Here is an 18,955-nt window from a genome sequence, read left to right as displayed (position 1 = left end):
TTCTTGGCCGGCGCCGGCGCCGAACTGCGCTCGGGCTTGGCTTCGGGGATTTTTTTCTCGGTCAAACCCTCCTGCCAATTTTCCCATTGCTCGAGCGAGGCGAAAGCGACCAATTCGCCGGCGGCCGAGCTTTCCTCCGGCCCGAAAGCCAGGATCCGGTCGGCGACCTCGTTCAAGAAGAAACGGTCGTGGGTGACCAAGAGGACGGCGCCGGGGAATTCGCGGAGCGAATCGCGGAGCAAGTCGAGGGTCGCGATGTCGAGGTCGTTGGTCGGCTCGTCGAGGACCAAGACGTTGGCCGGCTTGAGCATCAGCTTGGCCAAGAGCAGCCGGCTCTGCTCGCCGCCGCTCAGCCGTCCGACCGGCATCTCGACTTGGGCGGCATTGAAGAGGAAACGGTCGAGATAGCCGCGGATATGGACCGGGTTTCCGCGATAGTCGACGTGATCGCCGCTGGGACAGAGGCTGCGGGCCAGAGTCAGGTCGGGATCGAGCGATTCGCGGTTTTGCTCGAAGTAAGCTACTTGCAGGTTGTCGGCCTGGAAGACCTCACCGGAATCCGGCTTGAGGCCGCCGAGCAGGACCTTGAGCAAGGTCGATTTTCCGCAACCGTTGGCGCCGAGCAGCCCGAGCCGGCTTTGGGGCGTGATCAGCAGATCGAGCTTGGAAAATAACCGCCGGCCGCCGAGGTCCTTGGAGATCGCCTTGGCCTCGATCAACTTTTTAGGCCGGGCCTCCTCGGCGGCGAAGTCGATCCCCACTTCCCGGACTTGGCGGCGCTGGCTCAGGTCGTCGAGCTCCTCGGCGATTTGGCCGGCCCGCTGGATCCGGGCCTGCTGCTTGGTGCCGCGGGCCTTGGGCCCGCGGCGAAGCCACTCGGTCTCGCGGCGCAAGGTGTTCTGCAGCACGAATTCCCGCCGCTCTTGGGCGGCGAGGAGGCGCTCTTTTTCCTCGAGGTAGTCGGCATAGGTTCCCGCCACGCTGAGCGCGCCTTCGGGAAAGGCCGAGTTCAGCTCCAGGATCCGGTTGGCGAAGCGCTGCAGGAAAAGCCGATCGTGGGTGACGCAGAGGCAGGCGAAGGGCGCCTTGGCCAAAAGCTTCTCGAGCCAGGCGATGCTCTCGACGTCGAGGTGGTTGGTCGGCTCGTCGAGCAGCAGGAGGTCGGGCCGCTTGGCCAGCTCTCGGGCCAGGGCCACCCGTTTTTTCCAACCGCCGGAGAGCTCGGCCAGCGGGGTCTCGGGTCCGACGCCGCGGGAGCCGTCGAGCTCGAGCCGCGAGAGCCACTCTTGAAGCGAAGCGTGGAAATCCCAATCCTCGGCGTGATCGGCGCCGCTTTGCAGGGTCGATTCGACGGTGGCGTTGGCGGCGAAGCGCGGCACTTGCTCGAGGAAGCCGACCCGCAAGCCGCGGCGGCTGGAGATCTCGCCGCCATCGGGCCGGCTCAATCCCGCGAGGAGCCGGAGCAGGCTGCTCTTGCCGGCGCCATTGGGCCCGAGCAGTCCGACTCTTTCGCCCTCGGCCAGCGAGAAGCTCAAGCCGCGGAAGAGGCTGCGCGAGCCGTAGCTCTTGGCCAAATTTTGCACACCGATCAATATCGTCATTGTCCTGCCGTTCGGAGCATCCCGTCATCCCGAGGAAGCGAATACGGGAGACCATTAAGATGACCTGAAGGGACTTATTCTTTACTAAGAACCTTGGTAGGTCATAGATCCTTCGCTTAGCTCAGGATGACAAGCGTTCCTGCGCCCAGTCCAAGATCCGCTGAACCCGCGGCACCAGCAGGCGCCGGGCCGATTCATAATCGAGCCAACGATGCTCGTGATGCTCCGGCCGCTTCAGCTCGGGGCCGGGCTTGAGCTCCACCTTTTCCTCGGAGGTCTCGGCGAGGTAATAGCGCGCCACCTTGCCCTGGCCGTAGACTTCGGTCTCGCAAAAAATTTCGCCGAAGGGAAATTCTAAAGTCGCGATCCCGGTTTCTTCTCGGACCTCACGGCGGGCACCGGCGAGGGGGTCCTCGCCCGGCTCGAGCAGCCCCTTCGGGAAGTCCCAATATTTGAAGGCTCGGAGCAGCAGGTAGCGCGGGCCGTCGGGATCGCGGCGGAAAAGGGCCAGGCCGGCCGAAAGTAGCGGGATTTGGTTGAAAGGTGCGGCCATCGAAAATTTGACCTAGGGCTGGGAAGCACCCAATATGGGGCTGTTGAACAACCTTTGATGGGGGTGCCGAATGCCTATCCTATATATAGTGCTCGTTCTCATCGTGGTCGGGGTCTTGCTCTGGTTGGTCAATAATTACATCCCGATGGCCGGTTCGATCAAGACGATCCTCAATGTGGTGGTGGTGATCGCGGTGGTCATTTGGCTCCTGAAAGTCTTTGGGGTTTGGGGCGGTTTGCCGGCGCCTTGACCCTGGAGGCCGGCATCTGCTAGGGCGGAGCGCAATGTCGGCAGCCCTGGCCCCATCCCTGACTCCCCTGGAAATCCACGAGGATTTGCGTCGCTTCCTGCTCTATTTGGAGGAGCAGATTGCGGCCGCCAACCAGTCGGCCGCCGAGACCTTTCAGCGCGAGTGGCAGGGCATCGCCCAACGGGCTCGCGGCTTGCTCGGCAGCCTGCCCCGCGAGATCCTCCATCGGAACATCTCCGAAGAATTGCGGCTGGCCCTCGAGCGCTGCGAGCAGAGCGCCCGCCTTTGGTACGGAAAGGTCAGCTGGGAGGATTTGGTCCAAAGCCTGCAAAAATTTCGGCTGCAAGCCAAGGAGCTGTCGCTGAACCTCGGCTCCTTGCAGGATCATCCGCTCTTCCAGAGCTTTCTCCAGGGCCAACGGGTCCTGCCCAGCCGGACCCAGCTGCAATGGGGTCGCAAGGCCTTCCATGTTTTGACCGGCCTCTTCGGGATCTGGTTCTACGGCTATTCGGGATTCAGCGAGACGGTGGTCACTTGGGTCTTGATCGGCTGCTTCAGCGGCGCGGCCACCACCGAGCTCTTGCGGCGCTTCAGCCCCGAGCTCAACCGCCGGATCTGCATTCGGATGCGCGGGATCATGCGGGAGCGCGAGCGCCACAAAATCAGCTCGGCGACCTATTTCATGGGCGCCATCCTCCTGCTGTTTTTCATCTTCCCCAGGGACGTCAACCTGATTGCCCTTTATTTCACCACCGTCGGCGACGCCGCAGCCGGCATCGTTGGCTCACGTTGGGGCCGGCATCGCCTGGCGCCCCACGTTTCGCTCGAAGGGACCTTGGCGGCTTTCGCGATTTGCTTCTTGGGCTGTCTCTTGCTGGCGGCCTACGGCCTCGAGAGCTTCCGGCCCCAGGGCTGGGATCTCTGGCTCTTCTCCATCGGCTCGGCTCTGGCCGCGACCTTGGCCGAAAGCTGCTTCAAGCGCTTCGACGACAATCTCACCATCCCACTACTCTCGGCGCCGGCGGTCTATCTCCTGATGCGCTTGTTCTCCTAGTCACCCCCCTTTGAAAAAGGGGGGCAGGGGGGATTTAAAGGCCTTTGCAAAAACATGGGTTTCGATTTCTAGGCCTTTTTCTCCCGGCCGCCGCCATAAATCCCCCTTGATCCCCCTTTTTCAAAGGGGGAAATCATGATTCATTCAGCGTCGACTCGATATATTGAAAGATCGCCCGCAGTACCCCTTCGATCTCTGTAAATACCTGTCGGTTGGAAAACCGCAAAACTCGAAGACCAAGCTTATTTAAGCAGGAGTCCCGTGCTTGGTCCCTTTCTCCGGCATTTCCTAAGTAATGCTGAGTGCCGTCCAATTCGATCACCAGGCTGACGCTGGGCGCGTAGAAATCCACGATGTATTTGCCGATTGGTTTTTGGCGGTAGAACTGGACACCGAGCAGTTGTTTTCGTCGCAAGTGAAACCATAATTTTTGCTCGGCCAGGGCCTGGTTGGTTCGAAGAGCTCTGGAATAGGTTTTCAGCGTCGGCCTATAAGCCAACATTTTTAAATCCCCCCTGCCCCCCTTTTTCAAAGGGGGGATAAGATAAAGAAGCGCGCGGCGGGGAGGGCGGCCCCGCCGCGCGCGCTTGGGTGAGAGGAGGGAGCTTAACTCTGGGGGGCCGAAGCCGGCGCCGCCGGAGTCGCCGCCGCGGGCTTGGACGAGAGCCGTTTGGCGGTGGTCGGACCTTGAACGGTGACGTGGCTGCGCATCGCTTCGATCCGCTTCTGGCCGAGACCGGGGATATTTTTCAGGTCCTCGACCGAAGTGAAGGGCTTGGCCTGGCGGTATTGGACGATCTGTTCGGCCTTGGCCTTGCCGACGCCGGGGAGCATGGTGAGCTCGCCGACCGTCGCGGTGTTGATGTTGACGACGCCTTCCAAAGCCTTGGCCTGAGCGGGCGAGCCGGCGGCCAAGGTGAGTGCGAAGGCGGCGAGGGTAAGCAAGCTGAAGAGCTTGGACATGGAATCTCCTTTCGAGAGAGAGGTTGTTTTCCTCGCTTCAGCAAGCTCGGTGCCAGGCCTCGATCGAGCCGGCCGCCATTAAAAAAATCCTTCTGCGGTTGACATTTTGCCAAAAAGCTAATTTCAAAGAGGCTCCGGTTTCGAGGGAAGGGAGGGACTTGACGTTTGAAATTCGGTCTTCCTTTCGGAATTCCGGCCCCACGCGGATGACACGCTGTTTCAAAGCCCGCAACTAACGCCGCATGCGAGCGATAAGTCCCTAAAATTAAAGTAAAATTCTGTAATTGTTCGGGATTTTGTCCATGTCGATCACCTTATCAGGACCTTTCCGAAACGGGCCCTCGCCGGCCCCGGCTTCGGAAGCGCCGAGCTCGCAGGAACCGCGCGAAGCTTTTGCGGCTCAGCGCCTGAGCGTCGGCCGGAGCCTGCTCTTGGCGACGGTGGCGGAGACCGCCGTCCGAAGCGCCGAGCGATCCGAGGCCTTGGTGTCGAGCCTGCTGCCGGACCGAAGCGAGGAAGCCCGGGATTGGGCCGCTTTCCTTCAGCGGGTCCAAAACCTGGACCCCGCTGCCGGCCTCGCGGCTTTGCGCGAGCTCGCCGCCGAGGCGCCGAGCGGCGAAAGCGGCGTGGTGTTGCGCGAGCTGGCTTCCATCCTCCGGGAAAACGATCCCGAATTGTTCGCCGACGGCCTGCTCTGGCTGGGCCGGCGCCATCTCGAGGATCATCCGCAATTTTCTCATGCGGCCCTTCAGGTTGCCGGTCAATTTCCCTCCACTGCCGCGCGGGCCCAAAACCTGCTCGCCGCCGCCGAAGGCCGCGGCAGCTTCGGCGCCCAATTCGAGCTCCAGGCGCCGCGCATGCTCCGCGAGCTCGCTTCGCCCTTGATGATCGCTTCCTTCGGCAGCGGCATCTTTCTTTCCCGCGCGGCTTCCTTGGCCACGCTCAGCCGTTTCGGCCGTTTCGGTTGGGGCAGCTTGGTTGCTTCCGAAGGCGCCGCGCTGGCGGTCGAAGTTCCGGCCATGGTCCTGAGCCGCCGCTTCGGCGAACGCCTGCTCCATGGCGGCGCCGGACTGCTGGCGCCCCAGGACATCGGTCACGATCTGTTGGCCGGTTACGGCCCCTTCGCTTTGCTGCGCTTCAGCGGCAACGCCCTCAACCTTGGCGCGCCCTGGCTGCGCCGCCATCTGGCCCTTCAAGGGCCGGTCGGCGCCCGCGCCTTCTCCGGTCTCCGCTTCGGCGCCGAGCTGGGCTCGCTCATGCTCGGCCACCGCCTCAACACCGCCCTCGGCTTGGAGCAGCCGACCAGCGGGGCTCAGGCCCTTTATCAAGGATTGCTCAGCTTGGGTCACATGCGGCTCTCCGGCCGGATCGTCGAGAGCTTGGGCTTCGCCAGCTTGGCCCCGCTCTGGGAAGCTCGGCGCTCGGAGCTGCTGAATCGCAGCCGGGCCGGAATTTACTTCGGCGATTTCGGCGGACCGGAGCTGGCTTTGGTCGCCGGAGCCCTCCGGGCCCAGGCCCCCGCGCCTCGACGGCAAAGCTTGCTGAATCCGGAACCCATGTTCATGGTCAAGGACGGCGGTGACGGTCCCCATTCGCCGGGCGGCGGAAATCCGGCCGGCGGCCCACCCACCCGCCGGGCTCTCATCCTGCAATTGTTCGGACAAAATTTGGGCGAATACGCTCAGGCCGCCGAGAACCAAGACACCTTCTTGGGTCGAGTCGCCCGGCGATTGCAGCAGACTTTGGAAAAGCCGGAGCTGGTTCAGGATCCGAACTTCGCCCGGGCCTTGGCCGAAATGGAGGCCGAGCTCGACGCGGTCAACGACCACGGCAACATCGCCAAACGGACTTACACCCAGCTCAAGGTCTTGTTGGCCCCGCGGGGCGGCGAGGAGCCGGCCTTGCCGCCGGAAGCCCGCGAGACCGTGGAAAACATGGGCCAGGACGAGGCCCACCGCGGGGCTTTGACCACCTCTTTGACGCGGATGAAGGAAATTTTTCAGCAGGCCCGGCAGTTCGGCTGGAGCGAAGATCTCCACACCCAACTGGTGGCGGTAAAAAACCGCCTCAACGAGCTCTATCGAAATTCGAGCACTTGGAAAGTTCCGGGCCTCGATCGCTTGCTCAAGCGTCATGATCCCGAGGCGATGCTCCAACGACGGCAGGGTGCGCTGCTCGGCTTGGCGGTCCTCAACGGACACGAGACCGCCACCGTCCGGGCGCTGCGCGATCCCAGTGCCCCGCCCAGCTCCGGCAGCAAGCTCGAATTGGATATCCTCCACCAGAGCATCTTGGCGGCGGCCCGACGGAGCTGGGAGCCGGAAGTGCTCGACGCCGAAATCCTGGTCCTTGCTTCGCGCTTCGGCGCCAGCGAGGAGTCGGCCGCGGCCATGCTCCAAGCGGCGGCGGCGACTCGGCGCCTGGTCGAGAGCGGGCCGAGGTCCACCGACCTGCTCGATTGGTTGACCCAGCGGCAGGAGGCCCATTATTTCGCCGACCATTTTCTCCAGCTTAAGAGCTCGCGGTCGATGAACCTGGAACCGGGTCGGGGCTTGCAGCAAATGGGGGTTTTCCCCGACGCGACCGATTATTGGTTCACCGGCCTCCAGATTTTCCTGCAAAGCAAAGGCGATGGGGCCCGCTTGACTCAGGGCTTGGAAGTGGCCCGCCAAAGCCGGCTTCCGGGCTTCCATCCTTCGGTGGCGGTCAGCCTATTCGGCGCGGCCCATGGGCGGAAGAATCTGCCGCCGCGCCTCTGGTCGGAGAACCTCGATCCCGAGGAATATCTGCGGCGAGCTTTGGAGCCGCAATAAGCGCCGCCCGTCAGCTGCGGGGCTCGGCCAGCATCCGGACTTCATCCCAAGCATCTTGAATCGGCGCCCGCCCCAAGGGGCTGAGCTTTTCCAGCTCGGCGATGAGCTTCAGCTTGTTGCTGAGGATGCGGCTGCGTTCGAGAAAGCTTTCCCAAAAGCCGCATTCCTGGAGGAAGGCCGGAACTTGGGCGAGGAGGGCGGGGTCGCCCAATTGCTGGGCATAGGCTTCGAGCTGCGGCGCCAGCGACTTGAGCTCGCGGTGGGATTCGCGGAGGGCTTCGGCGCTGGTCTCGCTGTCCTCGAGCAGGGCCGACAAATTCAAGGCTCGGGGCGCGCGGCCCGATTTCAAGGCTTCCATCGGCTTGGCCAGGGCGGCATAGAGCAGGCGGCCGCTGAAGGCGCATTCCTGGCAAAGCATGGCGATTTGATTGGCGAGCTCGTCGAGCGGAAGCCGAGGATTCGACATTGCTCTCAATCTAGGGTTTCCCGGCCCTTCTAGCAACTTCAGCTTTCTTACCCCGATAAAATTCACGCTCCGTTTCAATATAAAAATTGAATACTTTCAATTGGTTAAGGGTAAGAAATGGCTCGGGGGCCTTCTCTCCAAATCGAAGCTCGGCTGGGATCGCGGATCTCTGCGACTCTGCGCGCCGAGCTGACCAGCCTCGCCGCCGAGTCCGATCCCGAGCTTTGGGCTGCGGCCATGCTTCATCTGGCCGAGCGGATGGAACGGCGGGGCCAAAGCGCCGAGGCGCTGCTCCTTTTGGAAAACCTTGGCGCCCGCGGCTCCGAGCTTCCGAGCTCCGCCGCGGCCATTCTCGCCAAGGCCGAGCGCCGTCGCCAAGCCCTGCTCGGCGGTGGCCGGATCGGCGACCGGGCCGAGCTCTTGATCGGGCGTTTCGCCAAGGAAAGCACCGATCCGGCGACCTTGGCTTCCTTCGTCGCCGGCGGCACCGCCTACAAGGTCGCCCGCGGCGCTCTTCTCGCCCGCTTCGCCTCGAGCCCGGCTTCGATCCTGACTCGCGGCGCCGCCGCCCGCTTTCTCGCCGCCGCCGGCGCTTTCGGCGCCGAGGTTCCGGCCTTCGTCGCCACCGCCAAGCTCGGCCGCCAAGCCTTGGGTCATGCCGAAGATTGGAGCCGGACGGCGCTGCGGACCGAGCTTTCCTCGGCCGCTCTCAGCTTGCTCTTTCTCAAATCGGCCGGCGCCTTGAGCCACCGCGCCCTCGGCGGCCTTCAGGCCTCGGGCGCTTGGCAGGCCGCGCCCGGAATGGCCCGCTTCGCCGCCGCGGCCTTGCCTCAAGCCGCCATGTTCGGCGGTATCCTGCTCGCCCACCGGGCCGAAACCAGCTTGGGGCTTCGTCCCCAGCCCCAAGCCGGCTCCAACGAATGGCTCGAGGCCCTGACGTCCTTGCTTCACTTCAAGGTCGGCGGCCGCTTGAGCGACGGCTTGCTCGGATCCGGCTACCGGCGGGCGATGCGGGAGCTCGAGCTCCGAGTCGGCGGCGGGCCGAGCTTCCCCAAGGTTTTGGAAAATTCAAATCGAACAGCCGCGCTTGCCGGCGGTCCAATCGCTTCAGCGGCCCGATTTTTTCCCGGCCTCCGAATGAGCTCCAACGAAAACGAAGGCGAGAACGGCGGGAAAGGCAGGCTGATCGAGCTCTTCCCGGAACGAAGTCGCCACCAGGGACCGAAAGCCGACCCGACCCAGGTCGACGCCGAGGCCATCTTGCGCTTGCGGGAACAATTGCTGATGCAGGCCGGAGCGCTTCTCCAAGCGGCCGAAGCGAATCTCGGCTTCTTTCTCAGCCAAGCCGAGGCTTATGCCGGCTATCTCGCGCGCGGCGGGGCCGAGTCGGTGGAGCTAGCTCGGCTCGAGGGCCGGCTGAAAGCCGCCGAAGAAAGGTTTCTCGAGCATTATTGGTCGGCTCGATCCCTCAATGGAAATCTCGCCGCCTACTCTTTTGGGATTCGGCCAGGAGTGGGGCCTCGACCGCCCTATGACTCGCGGCGGGGGCAGCTGCAGGATTTTCTCGAGGGAGCCGGGAGCATGAACCAAGGCTTCCAAGCCGTGCGGCAGAGTTTGGCCAGCCGAGATCCCGCCGCGGTCCTGCGCTCCTTGCACGATTGGTATCAAGTGACGCCTTATTTCATGATGTTGGAGCCGCTGCATGTGCTCGCCTTCGACAGCCCGGCGCCGGAGCTGCTCCGGGCCTCGCGTTTACTGGGCATGGCCTATGGGCTCTTGGCCCGCGATCTTTATCCGGAACCTTCGCCATCGCCTTCATCTTTGCAGATGGAGGCGATGATGAAGCTTTTCAAAATTTTGGACGAGCGCGGCAACCGGCCATACTCCCGAACGATGATCGAGCGCTATTACCCCGAGGGTGAGAAGCTTATCCCGACGCCGCGGGAAGGCCTGGCCCAGGGCGGTTCTTATCAGGAGCCCTTCCGCTCCTGGTTCGGCCTCCACCTTCCGGCCTTGTTGCTCCACCACCAAGGTCGGGCCACGGCGGTCACTCAGGTCCTCTCGGCCGTCGATCTCTACATGGATCGGACTCTGACCGAAACCAGCCACCAAGCCTTGAAGTGGTTGGGCTATGCCTTGGAACGAGGAGGCGAGCCTCGAAGCTGGGCTCGTGAAGAGTCCAGCCAAAGCTTGGCGGGGCGGTCCCTTCGCATGGCCTTGGAGCTGGATCCCCGGCCGGAGCTTGCCGTCAAAATCCTCGGCGCCAAAGGCCCCCGGGCGATTCTCGGCCATGCGCTTCATGCCTTCCTAAGGGCCGGTCATGATCCGGTGCTGGCGCTTAAGACGGCGGCGGGGGCGCCCGAAACCATCCGCGAGGAGGTCTTGGGATTGGCCGGCGCCTTGAGCGGAGCCTACGCCGGTCGCGGCGCCTTGGGCCGCTGGACTCTTTACCCGGCATTGGCCGAATCCTGGCGAATCGAGCCGGCTAAGTTCACGGCTTGGGAAAAAGGCATTCTGGCTCTTCCGATCAGCCGCTTGGCCCGGCCCAAAGGTTTTCTTGCGAGTCCCAATCCGGTTCCCCGGACGCTGCAAAGCTTGGAGAACTTCTCCATCCGCCACCCGAAGTGGATCGCTTTCCAAGACGGTTTTCTCGAAAGACAAACCGAGAGCGAGATTCTCGTCAATCACGCCATGAGACGGGCGACCGATTTTTTAACGACCGAAGCGGAGCGGCTCCAACCCGAGGCCTGGCCCAAATTCGACGGCGTTTTGACGGGCGAGCTGAAACGAATCGAGGCCGGGGTCAAGGCCCTGCGGGATTACTTTCAAGACGGAAACCTTCGGCTGGAAAGCAGCGGCCTTTCACCGGTCCTGGGTCGTCCGCTCTTCGAGGAGCTCGAGGGGCGCCTGCAAAGGTTGGAGGCGGGATTCGCGGCCTATCGCCGTTTCCGGGCCGAGGTCCGGCTCAGCGGGGCCCGGTTGAGCGGGCTGAAGGCGGCTCCCGATTTGAAATCCTTGCAGGAAAAGCTCCTGGCGGTTATCGCCGCTTTCGAAGTCCCCGAAGGCTCCTCGCTCGAGTCCTCCCTGCCCTCGTTATTGATGGCCGAATACAAGGAGCGACTGGAGGCGGCGCTTCGGGAAACCCCGTGAAATTTTAAAAAGACTTGGCTAGAGTCGGGGACCCATGAAAGACCGCCGCCTGCTCCATCGTTTTAGACCGCTTCGCCTCCTGCATCGCGACGCCGGCCTCTATTGGCTGCTGGCCGAGGACCGGATCAGCCGGAAAAACTTTCGGGTCCAATGGCTCGGCGGCCCCAATCTCGACGAGGACGTCAGCTTGGCCCGCCAGCAGACGGCCTTGCAGTCGCTTTGGGAGGCCGAGGACGATTCGCTTTCGGCTTGGGCGCTGGAGAACGACGAAGCGATGGTCGTCACGCCGGCTCCGGCCGGCCGGGCCCTGCTCGACGTGGCCGAGACTCAGCGCGACGAGGTCTACCTCGAATGGCTGCGCCAGGGATTGGGCCGCCTGCAGACCCTTCACCAGGCCGGCTTGGTCCAGCTCAGCCAGCATCGCGACTCCTGGTGGCTGACGCCGAGCGAGGATTCGGCCGAGCTCCTCGGCTTTCAGGGATTGAGTCTTTACGCCGACGCACCCTGCGGCGCGACGCTGCCGGCGGCGGCGCTGTTGGCCCTGCCGCCCGAGCTTTTCGCCGAAGTGCCGCTCGATGGCCGCTGCGACCTCTACGCCCTGGCCGCGATCTTGATGCGCCAGCGTCATCCCAAGGCTTTTGAAAAATTAAGCGGCTTCGCCGGCCTCCTCGATTTCCACCTCGGCGGGCGCATGGCCGAGCTGGTGCCGAAAAGCCCGACCCCGCTCAATCAGATCCTGCGGCGCCTGCTCCAGCCCAATCCCCAGGATCGGCCGGCCGGCGCGGCCGCGGCCTTGGCCGAGCTCGGCGGGGCCGCTGCGACCGAGGGCCCTTTGGATTTGCCCGATTGGAGCACCGAACGGCTGCGGCGGCGCCAAGCCACCTTGGTCTTCGGCGCGATCCAACGCCTGCTGCGCGAGGACCCGCCCCGGGGAGTGGAGCTGCTGGAGAGCTGCCCGGTGGAGCTCTGCGAGCACGATCCGGCGGCTTGGTCCTACCTGAAGGCGGTGGCTCAGCCGGCCAGCTCCAACTCGATGCATTTCTTGGCCCTGGTCTCGGAGGCCGAGGCGGCGCTGGTGAAGAAGCCGGATTCGCGCTTGGAGATTCTGCTCGATTTGGAAGTGGCCCGGCGCAAGTTCGAGGAGGAGGATCCCGGCGCCGAAATGCTGGCCAGCCGGGCCTTGGAGGCCGCGCGGGTGATCCACGAGGAAGAGATCCTGGCCAAGGCCTTGGGCGAGAAGGCCAAGGGCCTCTTGCTCCGCAACGTCGAGGCCGGCGCCATGCCCTTGCTCCAGGAGGCTTGGTCGCTTGATTTCGGCGAAGACGCTTTTTTCCGGCGCAGCCTGGGCTTGGCTCTGATGCAAGCGCTGGCCGCCGCCGGCGAGAATCAAAAGGCTTTGGATATCCTGGAATCCTTGCGGGCCCAAGCCGAGGGCGGCGCCAACGAGAAGTTGGAGCTGAGCGCGGCCCTGCTCAAGGGCCGGCTGGGCATGATCGAGGCCGCCAAAGAGGAATTCTACCGGGCCAAGTCGCACTACAGCGCCAACAAAGACGTGGCCGGCTTGGTCTGGGCCTGCGTCCACGAGCTGCGCTTCCTCACGGAAACCGGCGAGCACGACAATGCGGTCCGTGAGTTCCGGCTGCTCAAGAACCGCAGCCGGGGCATGGACCCGCTCAAACCCTTCCTGGATCTGCTCGAGCTGAAAATGGCCCTGGCCGGACTGGCCGGAATGGTTCCGCCGGAGAGCTCGGAAGCCAAGCTCGACGAGGTCGTCTCCGGCGCGCCGCCCTTTCGGGAATGGCTCTGGTCGCCGGCCGAAAGCTGGGAGCTCTGGGCCGACTACGCCCTCCAGCTGGGCCGCAGCGGCGACAACGAACGCTTGGAGAGCAAGGCGGTCGGCTGGCGCGAAGCCCTGCGCAAGAGCATGATCGTCATCGCTCCGCCGACCGAGGAAGCGATCGAGGACGAACCGCCGCCGGCCCAAGCCGAGGAGGTCAGTCTTTTGGCCGAAAAAGAGCCGGGCCCGCTGCCGGCCCTATATTTTCCCGACGAGAAGGAAGTGCTTCGGCTGCGGGAGGAGAATCGAAACCTTCGCGAGCGGGTCAAGCGGCTCGAGGCCAAGCTCTCGGAGCAGCGCCGCGGCCAGGTGGCGGAGGCTCCGCCGCCGCCCGAGGCCGCGAAGCCGGAGCTGGCGGCCTTGCGCGAGAGCGCCGAGCGCCGCTCGATTGCCGCCGCCTTGCGCCGCCATCTGGGCAACCGGATCAAGGCCGCCGAGGAGCTCAAGATTCACCGCCGGACTTTGTTCGAAAAGATTCGGCGCTACGACTTGAAGGAAAGCGACTACATGCCGAGCTTGGAGGAGGTCCAAAGCACCTTGGCCGAATGCCGCGGCCGCAAGGGCGAGGCCGCCGAGAAGCTGGGGATGAGCCGCAGCACTTTTTATCGCTGGCTCAAATCACTTTCGGCGACGGAAGCGAAGGCCTAGCCAATCCCCCCCTTTGAAAAAGGGGGGCAGGGGGGATTTAAAGACCTGGCAGGTGCCTGAACGTGCATTGGCATTCATGCGACCGCTTCAAATCCCCCCTTGATCCCCCCTTTTTCAAAGGGGGGAAATCGCCAACGAACAGCCGGCTGCCCGGGCGCCAGTCGCGGCGTTGCCCTCGCCTTGACCGACAGGGGCCGGCCCCTTGTTTTCAGCGCCGAGGACAAAAGTCGAATCGGTGGCTCCGCCGGTCGTTCCCGGCTCGGCGCCACTGGGCGCCGGCGCCTCGGCCGGAGGAGCGCCTCCGCCATCGCCAGGGCCGCCGCCACCTCCGCCTCCGCTGCCGCCATCGCCGGGCGCGGCCGGGGGCAGGGGCGGGGCTGGCAGGACCGGCTCGGCGCAGGCCGGACCGCAGCCCGAATCATAAATGCATTGGCAGGGCTTCCGATCGCCGCAGTAGGCGACATATTCGGATTCGACGGTTCCATCGACCCCGCAGGCGCTGGGGCTGACTTCGCCGCAAACCTCCAGGTAGGCATCGACCTTTTCCCGCTGACTCTGGAACATGCTGCAGACGCGGAGCTGGTAGTTGTTGACGATCTGGTACTGCGGCTCGGTGCGCAGCGGCGCGACTTCGTATTGGGCCTGGTTGACGATGGTATATTCGATCAGCGGCTCAACGGTTGAAACGCAGGAAGAGCCCAGGCCCAAGTGCTCGATGCATTCATGGCTGTAGCGGTCCTTGTAGGGACTTTGACCGACGCAGAGATTATAGAAGTTGTCCCAGGCGCTTTGATGGCTGGGGTTCGAATAGTTGAACCCGGTCTTGCGAAAGCAGCCTTCGGTCCGGGCGTTGCCGCAAACGCCTTCGTAGGTGTGAATCACGGCGCAGCGCCCCGCTGGATCGGTGGGGACGGTGGCATGAGCGGAAGAAAGGGCGGCGGAAAACATCAAGCCGGCCAGAGCGGCCAGCCGCAGAAAGCGATTCGAAAGCATCTCACACTCCCTCTTGTACCCTTAAGTGTACCCTAGGAGAATTTTATCGGCGGCACCAGTCCAAAAAGTTACGTCGATAACGCGGTGAATCATCAGTTTCCGGTCATGGCCCCGGCGGGCTTGGCCGGAACCGGATTCTCGGCCAAGGGCAGGGAAGGCGCCGGCGGAGCCTCCAAGCCCGGGAAGCTGCCGGTTTGCACGATGAGCTCGAAGTCGCCGCGCGAGTTCCGGAGTTTCAAGGGCTTCAAGCTGGCGCTGCGCGAAACCTCGAAGACCCCGACCAGATCGTCGATCAAGCGGGTCGAGTCGATCAGGCCCTGAGCCCGGGCTTGGTCTTCCTCGTCGCCTTCCCAGACGATGAGGAGGACCCGGCCGCGAGATTTGACCAGATAGTCCCAATCCCACAAGGCGATGCCGCGGTAATCCAAGCTCTGCTCGGGCGCTTGGCGGGCGGTGTCGCCCCACTCGCAGAGCGAGTAGCCAAAAGAGGAGCGGCTGAGGAAGGGGCCGGGCAAGAAACCGTGAACCCGCAGCTCCGGCCGCAGCTCGGCTTGGCCGATCGAGCTCAGGCTGCCTTGGGCCAAGTGGAGCAAGGTCTGCTCGGGCAGGGTCAAAACCGCCGGATCGTAGGGCAGCACCGCGTAATGGAAGTTGGCATAGAATCCGCCGCGACCCTCGCGGACCTCGATGCTTTGGCCGGTCTGGGGGTCGGTCTTGCGCTCGTCGACGATGGCGTCGTCTTCGTAGTCGTAGCTCAAGCGCAGCGACTTGAGCAGCAAGACGTTGCGGCCGTCGATCAGTCGCACCGATTCGGCTTGGCGGCCCTCGGCTTTGTCGGGGTCGGTCATGTGAGTGATCGGAAAACGGTTCAGCGAGTCGCTCTCGCCGCGGTAGAGGTAGCGATTCGGCTGGCCGGCTTGGACTTCGAGCCGGGGGCAAAGCGCCGGCAGGTTGGAGAGTAGCGCGGGGTTGGGATCGTCGCCGGCGACGATCGCGGCTTCGAAGCGCAGGGTTTTTCCGGCGTCGGCCGGCCCGATCGGATGGCGGATCCATCCGCCCAGCGGACCTTGGATCTCGAGGCTGGCCTCGCCGGAGCCTTCGGGCAGCTCGAGCTTGTGCAGCCCCTTGTCCGGCTTGCTCTCGATCTTGGCGGTCGCTGAGCGCAACTCGGCAAAGGGCGGCGTTTCCACCTCCAAGGTCCAGCCCAGGGCCGGATCGAGGGGAAGCGCGGCCAGCAAAAGCGCGAAGCATAAGGATTTAACGACGACCATCTACGAACCAGTGTAGCCGGGATTGGGTCGCTCGGATAGCGACGATTGATGTTTCATAACGCGAAGAGTTAAAAATGGGTGCGAGGAAAGGAGCTTTTATGGCGCTCGTTTCGATCCAGCCCTTCGACGGCAAGAAGATTCGGGACTATGAGGAAATGGACGGGGCTCAAGTCGACCGGATCCTCGCCGACTCGGCCCGGGTTTTTGCCGAGTGGCGCAAGCAGACCTTCGACGAGCGGGCCGGGCCGATGCGAGCGGCGGCGGCCTTGCTGCTGCGGCGCAAGGCCGAGCTGGCCGAGCTGATGGCCCGGGAGATGGGCAAGCCGCTCAAGCAAGGCTGGGCCGAGATCGAAAAATGCGCCAAGGGCTGCGAATTCTACGCCCAGCGGGCCGCCGATTTTTTGCGGCCCGAGCCGGCCGCGACCGAGGCCCGGCGCAGCTACGTCAGCTTCGAGCCCTTGGGAACGGTCCTGGCGGTCATGCCTTGGAATTACCCTTTCTGGCAGGTTTTCCGTTTCGCCGCCCCGGCCCTGATGGCGGGAAACGCGGCGGTGCTCAAGCACGCCTCCAACGTCAGCGGCTGCGCCTTGGCGATCGAAGCCATTCTGGCCGAGGCCGGCTTTCCGGCCGGACTTTTCCGGACCTTGCTGCTGTCGAGCGCCAAGGTCGCCGGAGTGATTCGCCATCCGGCGGTCAAGGCCGTGACTTTGACCGGCAGCAACCGGGCCGGCGAGGAGGTGGCGGCCGAGGCCGGACGAAATTTGAAAAAGACGGTCTTGGAGCTGGGCGGCTCCGATCCCTTCCTGGTCCTGGCCGACGCCGACTTGGAGAAAGCCGTGGCCGTTGCGACCGAGTCGCGCTTGCTCAATGCCGGCCAGAGCTGCATCTCGGCCAAGCGCTTCATCGTGGTTCCGGAAATCCGCGAAGCCTTCGAGGCGGCCTTCGTCGCCAAGATGGCGGCGGCCAAACCCGGCGATCCCCTCAGCGAGAAAACCGAGCTCGGGCCGTTGGCCCGCCCCGACCTCCGCGCGACCTTGCAGAAGCAGGTCGACGCAAGCGTCAAGCAGGGCGCCCGCCTTCTGTTGGGCGGAAAAATTCCGGAGGGGCCCGGAGCCTATTATCCGCCGACGGTTTTGAGCGGCGTGCAGCCGGGAATGCCGGCCTACGAGGACGAGATCTTCGGCCCGGTGGCCGCCGTCCTCCATGCCGAGAACGAGGAGGATGCCATCCGCCTGGCCAACGACACCAGCTACGGCTTGGGCGCTGCCGTTTTCACCCGCGACTTGGAGCGTGGCGAAAGGATCGCCCGCGACCGGCTCGAGGCCGGCTCTTGCTTCGTCAACGCCTTGGTCCGGTCCGACCCCCGCCTGCCCTTCGGCGGAGTCAAGGCCTCGGGTTATGGCCGGGAGCTTTCGGCTTTCGGAATACGGGAGTTCGTGAACATCAAGACGGTGTATGTGGCGGAATAACCCTCCCGCGGGGAGAAGGTTATTTGGAGGGAAGAACATTTATAAAAGAGGAGGGACCACGGTCTCGAAAACCCGCGGTCCCTCCGGCCCCGTGGAGGGGAGGTTTAACTGACCCGACTTTAGCCCGCCCGAATTTATTTCGGGCGGGCGAATAGCCGGGGAGGTTTAACTCAGTTGCGATTTGCGATTTTTCCTCCACGCGGGACTTCTCCTCATCCGCATCCCCATTCCCACGAGAATGACGCCCAACCCCATCGCCAGCAGGGCCATGGCCGTCGCCGGCACTGCTGGTCCTGCCAAGCCGCAGCCGGAGCCGCCCTGGATGAAGGGATTGCCGCCACCGCCGCCCTCGCCACCGACGCCCGAATCGTCGGGATTCTGGGGATCGGGATCGACGAAGCTGTCGTCGTCGCCGTCATCGTCGGAGTCGTAGGCGCAGACTTGATCGGGGTCGTTGTCGCCGTCCACGTCGAGATCGACTTCGCTGATGTCGTTCAGGATGCCTTGGGTCGGGTCCCAAAACACTTCCGGGCATTCCAGGACGCACCCGCTCTTGTCGGTGTCGATGAAGAAGTCGGCGCAACCGTCGTTATTGCCGTCGATGTTGATGCAGGCCGACGAGGATCCGTCGGGATCGACGTAGACGTCGCCGTAGCAGCCGTCGCCGTCGGTGTCGCAGGCCTGCTCTTGATTGCCGTCGCCGTCGGTGTCGGCCATCTTGAGACAAGTTTCCGGATCGGGCGAGGGTGAAGGCGAGGCCGTCGGATCGGGCACCTGGACCTTGAAAGCATCCAAATTGACCTCGGTCAGCAAGTTCGCGGTGAGGACCGGCAGGCCGGTGGTTCCGAGCACCAAACCCAAGCTGCGAACCGAGGCCGGCGGTGTGATGGAGCCGTTCTTGGTCAAGTCGATGACCACCGGAGTCCATTGGCCGGCGTGGAGCAGAGCCAGGTCGAGGTCGATGAAGCTGGCGTCGAGCTCATAGGTGACGGCGCTGCCGGTGAGATCGAGGCCCGAGGCCAGGGTGAATTCCGAAGCGCCGAGGCTCAGCGCCGCCGCGAGCACCGAGTCGGCTTTGACGAAGAAGCTGAGGCTTCGATAGCCCGACCAATCCTCGGCGGCCGCCAAGTTCTTGTAGACGGTTTCGCTCAAGACCGGACTGAGCAGGCCGGCCGTGATCAAGGTTTGAATCGAGAGGCTGTGCGAGCCTTCCACTTTCTCGGCCGAGTCGGCCGAGAGCTGGGCGGTGAGCAGCGGCGGCAAATTGATGCCGAGCAATTCGGCGGTCGCAACCCAACCCACGCTCCCTTCGCCTTGACCGATTTGAGGCGGATTCATCGAATCGAGAATCTGATCGGCGGCCTGCGCGGGCGCAGGAAAGCGAGGGGCGAATTCGAATAGCGCAAAGAGCGCCAAAGCAATTTTCCATTTCATAAATACCTCCTTGGCTCCAAAAGGCGAAAAGCCGGATCCGTACAGATTGAAAAGCAGTAACCGGGCCAAACAGGCTATCTCTTTGATTTTAAAAAGTAATATAACGTGACTGCGGGGAAGCGGGGATTCCGGCGCTGATTCGTAACCAAATGTTACAGGGAATTTTTCGGTGCAGAGAATTCCCCCCTTTGAAAAAGGGGGGATCAAGGGGGGATTTGAAGCGGTCGCCTGAATACCAATGCAGGTTCAGGCTCCTGCCACGTCTTCAAATCCCCCTTAACCCCCCTTTTTCAAAGGGGGGGGGAATCAGTTGGCGATTTAGACCGGCTCTTTTTGGAGGTGATGGTAGCTCAGCAGCCGCGAAAGCTGGGGCCGGGGAATGCCGAGGTGGCGGGCCGCCTCGCCGACCTTGCCCCGATGCAGGGCCAGGGCTCGGACGATTTCCTCGCGCTC

The 18,955-nt window shown here is 63.6% G+C and carries 15 protein-coding genes; 6 read left to right on the top strand and 9 right to left on the bottom strand.

The genetic code is table 11. The annotated features are described in order from the left end of the window. Positions 1-1,601: ABC-F family ATP-binding cassette domain-containing protein (locus VJR29_03740; protein HKY62509.1), on the bottom strand; the 1,601-nt coding region annotated here is incomplete at its 3' end. Between the two features lie 121 nt (positions 1,602-1,722). Continuing rightward, a complete protein-coding gene (locus VJR29_03735; protein HKY62508.1) occupies positions 1,723-2,154 on the bottom strand; it encodes an NUDIX domain-containing protein in 432 nt (143 codons plus the stop codon). 70 nt (positions 2,155-2,224) lie between these two features. On the opposite strand from VJR29_03735, the gene VJR29_03730 reads away from it, so the two are divergent. Both VJR29_03730 and VJR29_03725 read left to right on the top strand, forming a co-directional pair. Continuing rightward, entirely contained in the window at positions 2,225-2,404 is a 180-nt protein-coding gene (locus VJR29_03730) for a Thivi_2564 family membrane protein (protein HKY62507.1), read from the top strand. Positions 2,405-2,438: 34 nt separating this feature from the next. Continuing rightward, positions 2,439-3,458 (top strand): SEC59/DGK1/VTE5 family protein, encoded by a 1,020-nt coding sequence (locus VJR29_03725; protein HKY62506.1) that lies wholly within the window; start codon positions 2,439-2,441, stop codon positions 3,456-3,458. 133 nt (positions 3,459-3,591) lie between these two features. Here the strand turns inward: VJR29_03725 and VJR29_03720 are convergent, their stop codons facing one another. Both VJR29_03720 and VJR29_03715 read right to left on the bottom strand, forming a co-directional pair. Next, positions 3,592-3,960 carry an endonuclease domain-containing protein gene (locus tag VJR29_03720; protein ID HKY62505.1) on the bottom strand — a complete coding sequence of 123 codons (369 nt, stop codon included), beginning with the start codon at positions 3,958-3,960 and terminating at the stop codon, positions 3,592-3,594. Positions 3,961-4,064: 104 nt separating this feature from the next. Next, complete coding sequence (locus tag VJR29_03715; protein HKY62504.1) at positions 4,065-4,421, bottom strand: helix-hairpin-helix domain-containing protein; 357 nt, start codon at positions 4,419-4,421, stop codon at positions 4,065-4,067. 302 nt (positions 4,422-4,723) lie between these two features. On the opposite strand from VJR29_03715, the gene VJR29_03710 reads away from it, so the two are divergent. Then, a complete protein-coding gene (locus VJR29_03710) occupies positions 4,724-7,234 on the top strand; it encodes a hypothetical protein (protein HKY62503.1) in 2,511 nt (836 codons plus the stop codon). Between the two features lie 10 nt (positions 7,235-7,244). On the opposite strand, the gene VJR29_03705 is transcribed toward VJR29_03710, so the two are convergent. Continuing rightward, positions 7,245-7,700, bottom strand: coding sequence for a hypothetical protein (locus tag VJR29_03705; GenBank protein ID HKY62502.1), 456 nt, complete (start codon positions 7,698-7,700; stop codon positions 7,245-7,247). A 117-nt stretch (positions 7,701-7,817) separates the two neighbouring features. On the opposite strand from VJR29_03705, the gene VJR29_03700 reads away from it, so the two are divergent. Together VJR29_03700 and VJR29_03695 are read left to right on the top strand one after the other, a co-directional pair. Further along, positions 7,818-10,850, top strand: a complete 3,033-nt coding sequence (locus VJR29_03700) for a hypothetical protein (protein HKY62501.1) — start codon at positions 7,818-7,820, stop codon at positions 10,848-10,850. A 34-nt stretch (positions 10,851-10,884) separates the two neighbouring features. Then, positions 10,885-13,335, top strand: coding sequence for a helix-turn-helix domain-containing protein (locus VJR29_03695; GenBank protein ID HKY62500.1), 2,451 nt, complete (start codon positions 10,885-10,887; stop codon positions 13,333-13,335). A gap of 114 nt (positions 13,336-13,449) precedes the next feature. On the opposite strand, the gene VJR29_03690 is transcribed toward VJR29_03695, so the two are convergent. Both VJR29_03690 and VJR29_03685 read right to left on the bottom strand, forming a co-directional pair. Further along, positions 13,450-14,328, bottom strand: coding sequence for a hypothetical protein (locus tag VJR29_03690; protein ID HKY62499.1), 879 nt, complete (start codon positions 14,326-14,328; stop codon positions 13,450-13,452). A 92-nt stretch (positions 14,329-14,420) separates the two neighbouring features. Beyond that, positions 14,421-15,599 carry a hypothetical protein gene (locus VJR29_03685; protein HKY62498.1) on the bottom strand — a complete coding sequence of 393 codons (1,179 nt, stop codon included), beginning with the start codon at positions 15,597-15,599 and terminating at the stop codon, positions 14,421-14,423. 98 nt (positions 15,600-15,697) lie between these two features. Here VJR29_03685 and VJR29_03680 point away from each other — a divergent pair, with 98 nt between their 5' ends. After that, positions 15,698-17,068, top strand: a complete 1,371-nt coding sequence (locus tag VJR29_03680; GenBank protein HKY62497.1) for an NAD-dependent succinate-semialdehyde dehydrogenase — start codon at positions 15,698-15,700, stop codon at positions 17,066-17,068. A 165-nt stretch (positions 17,069-17,233) separates the two neighbouring features. Here VJR29_03680 and VJR29_03675 read toward each other — a convergent pair whose 3' ends face one another. Both VJR29_03675 and VJR29_03670 read right to left on the bottom strand, forming a co-directional pair. Further along, on the bottom strand, positions 17,234-18,502 hold the full coding sequence (locus VJR29_03675) for a hypothetical protein (GenBank protein ID HKY62496.1): 1,269 nt from the start codon (positions 18,500-18,502) through the stop codon (positions 17,234-17,236). Positions 18,503-18,820: 318 nt separating this feature from the next. After that, on the bottom strand, positions 18,821-18,943 hold the full coding sequence (locus tag VJR29_03670; GenBank protein HKY62495.1) for a helix-turn-helix domain-containing protein: 123 nt from the start codon (positions 18,941-18,943) through the stop codon (positions 18,821-18,823). Positions 18,944-18,955: the final 12 nt, after the last annotated feature.

This window comes from bacterium, from assembly GCA_035281585.1.
Taxonomy (GTDB): domain Bacteria; phylum UBA10199; class UBA10199; order DSSB01; family DSSB01; genus DATEDP01.
The sequence above is the reverse complement of the archived record's forward strand: the minus strand, read 5'-3'. Positions and strand labels throughout refer to the sequence as shown.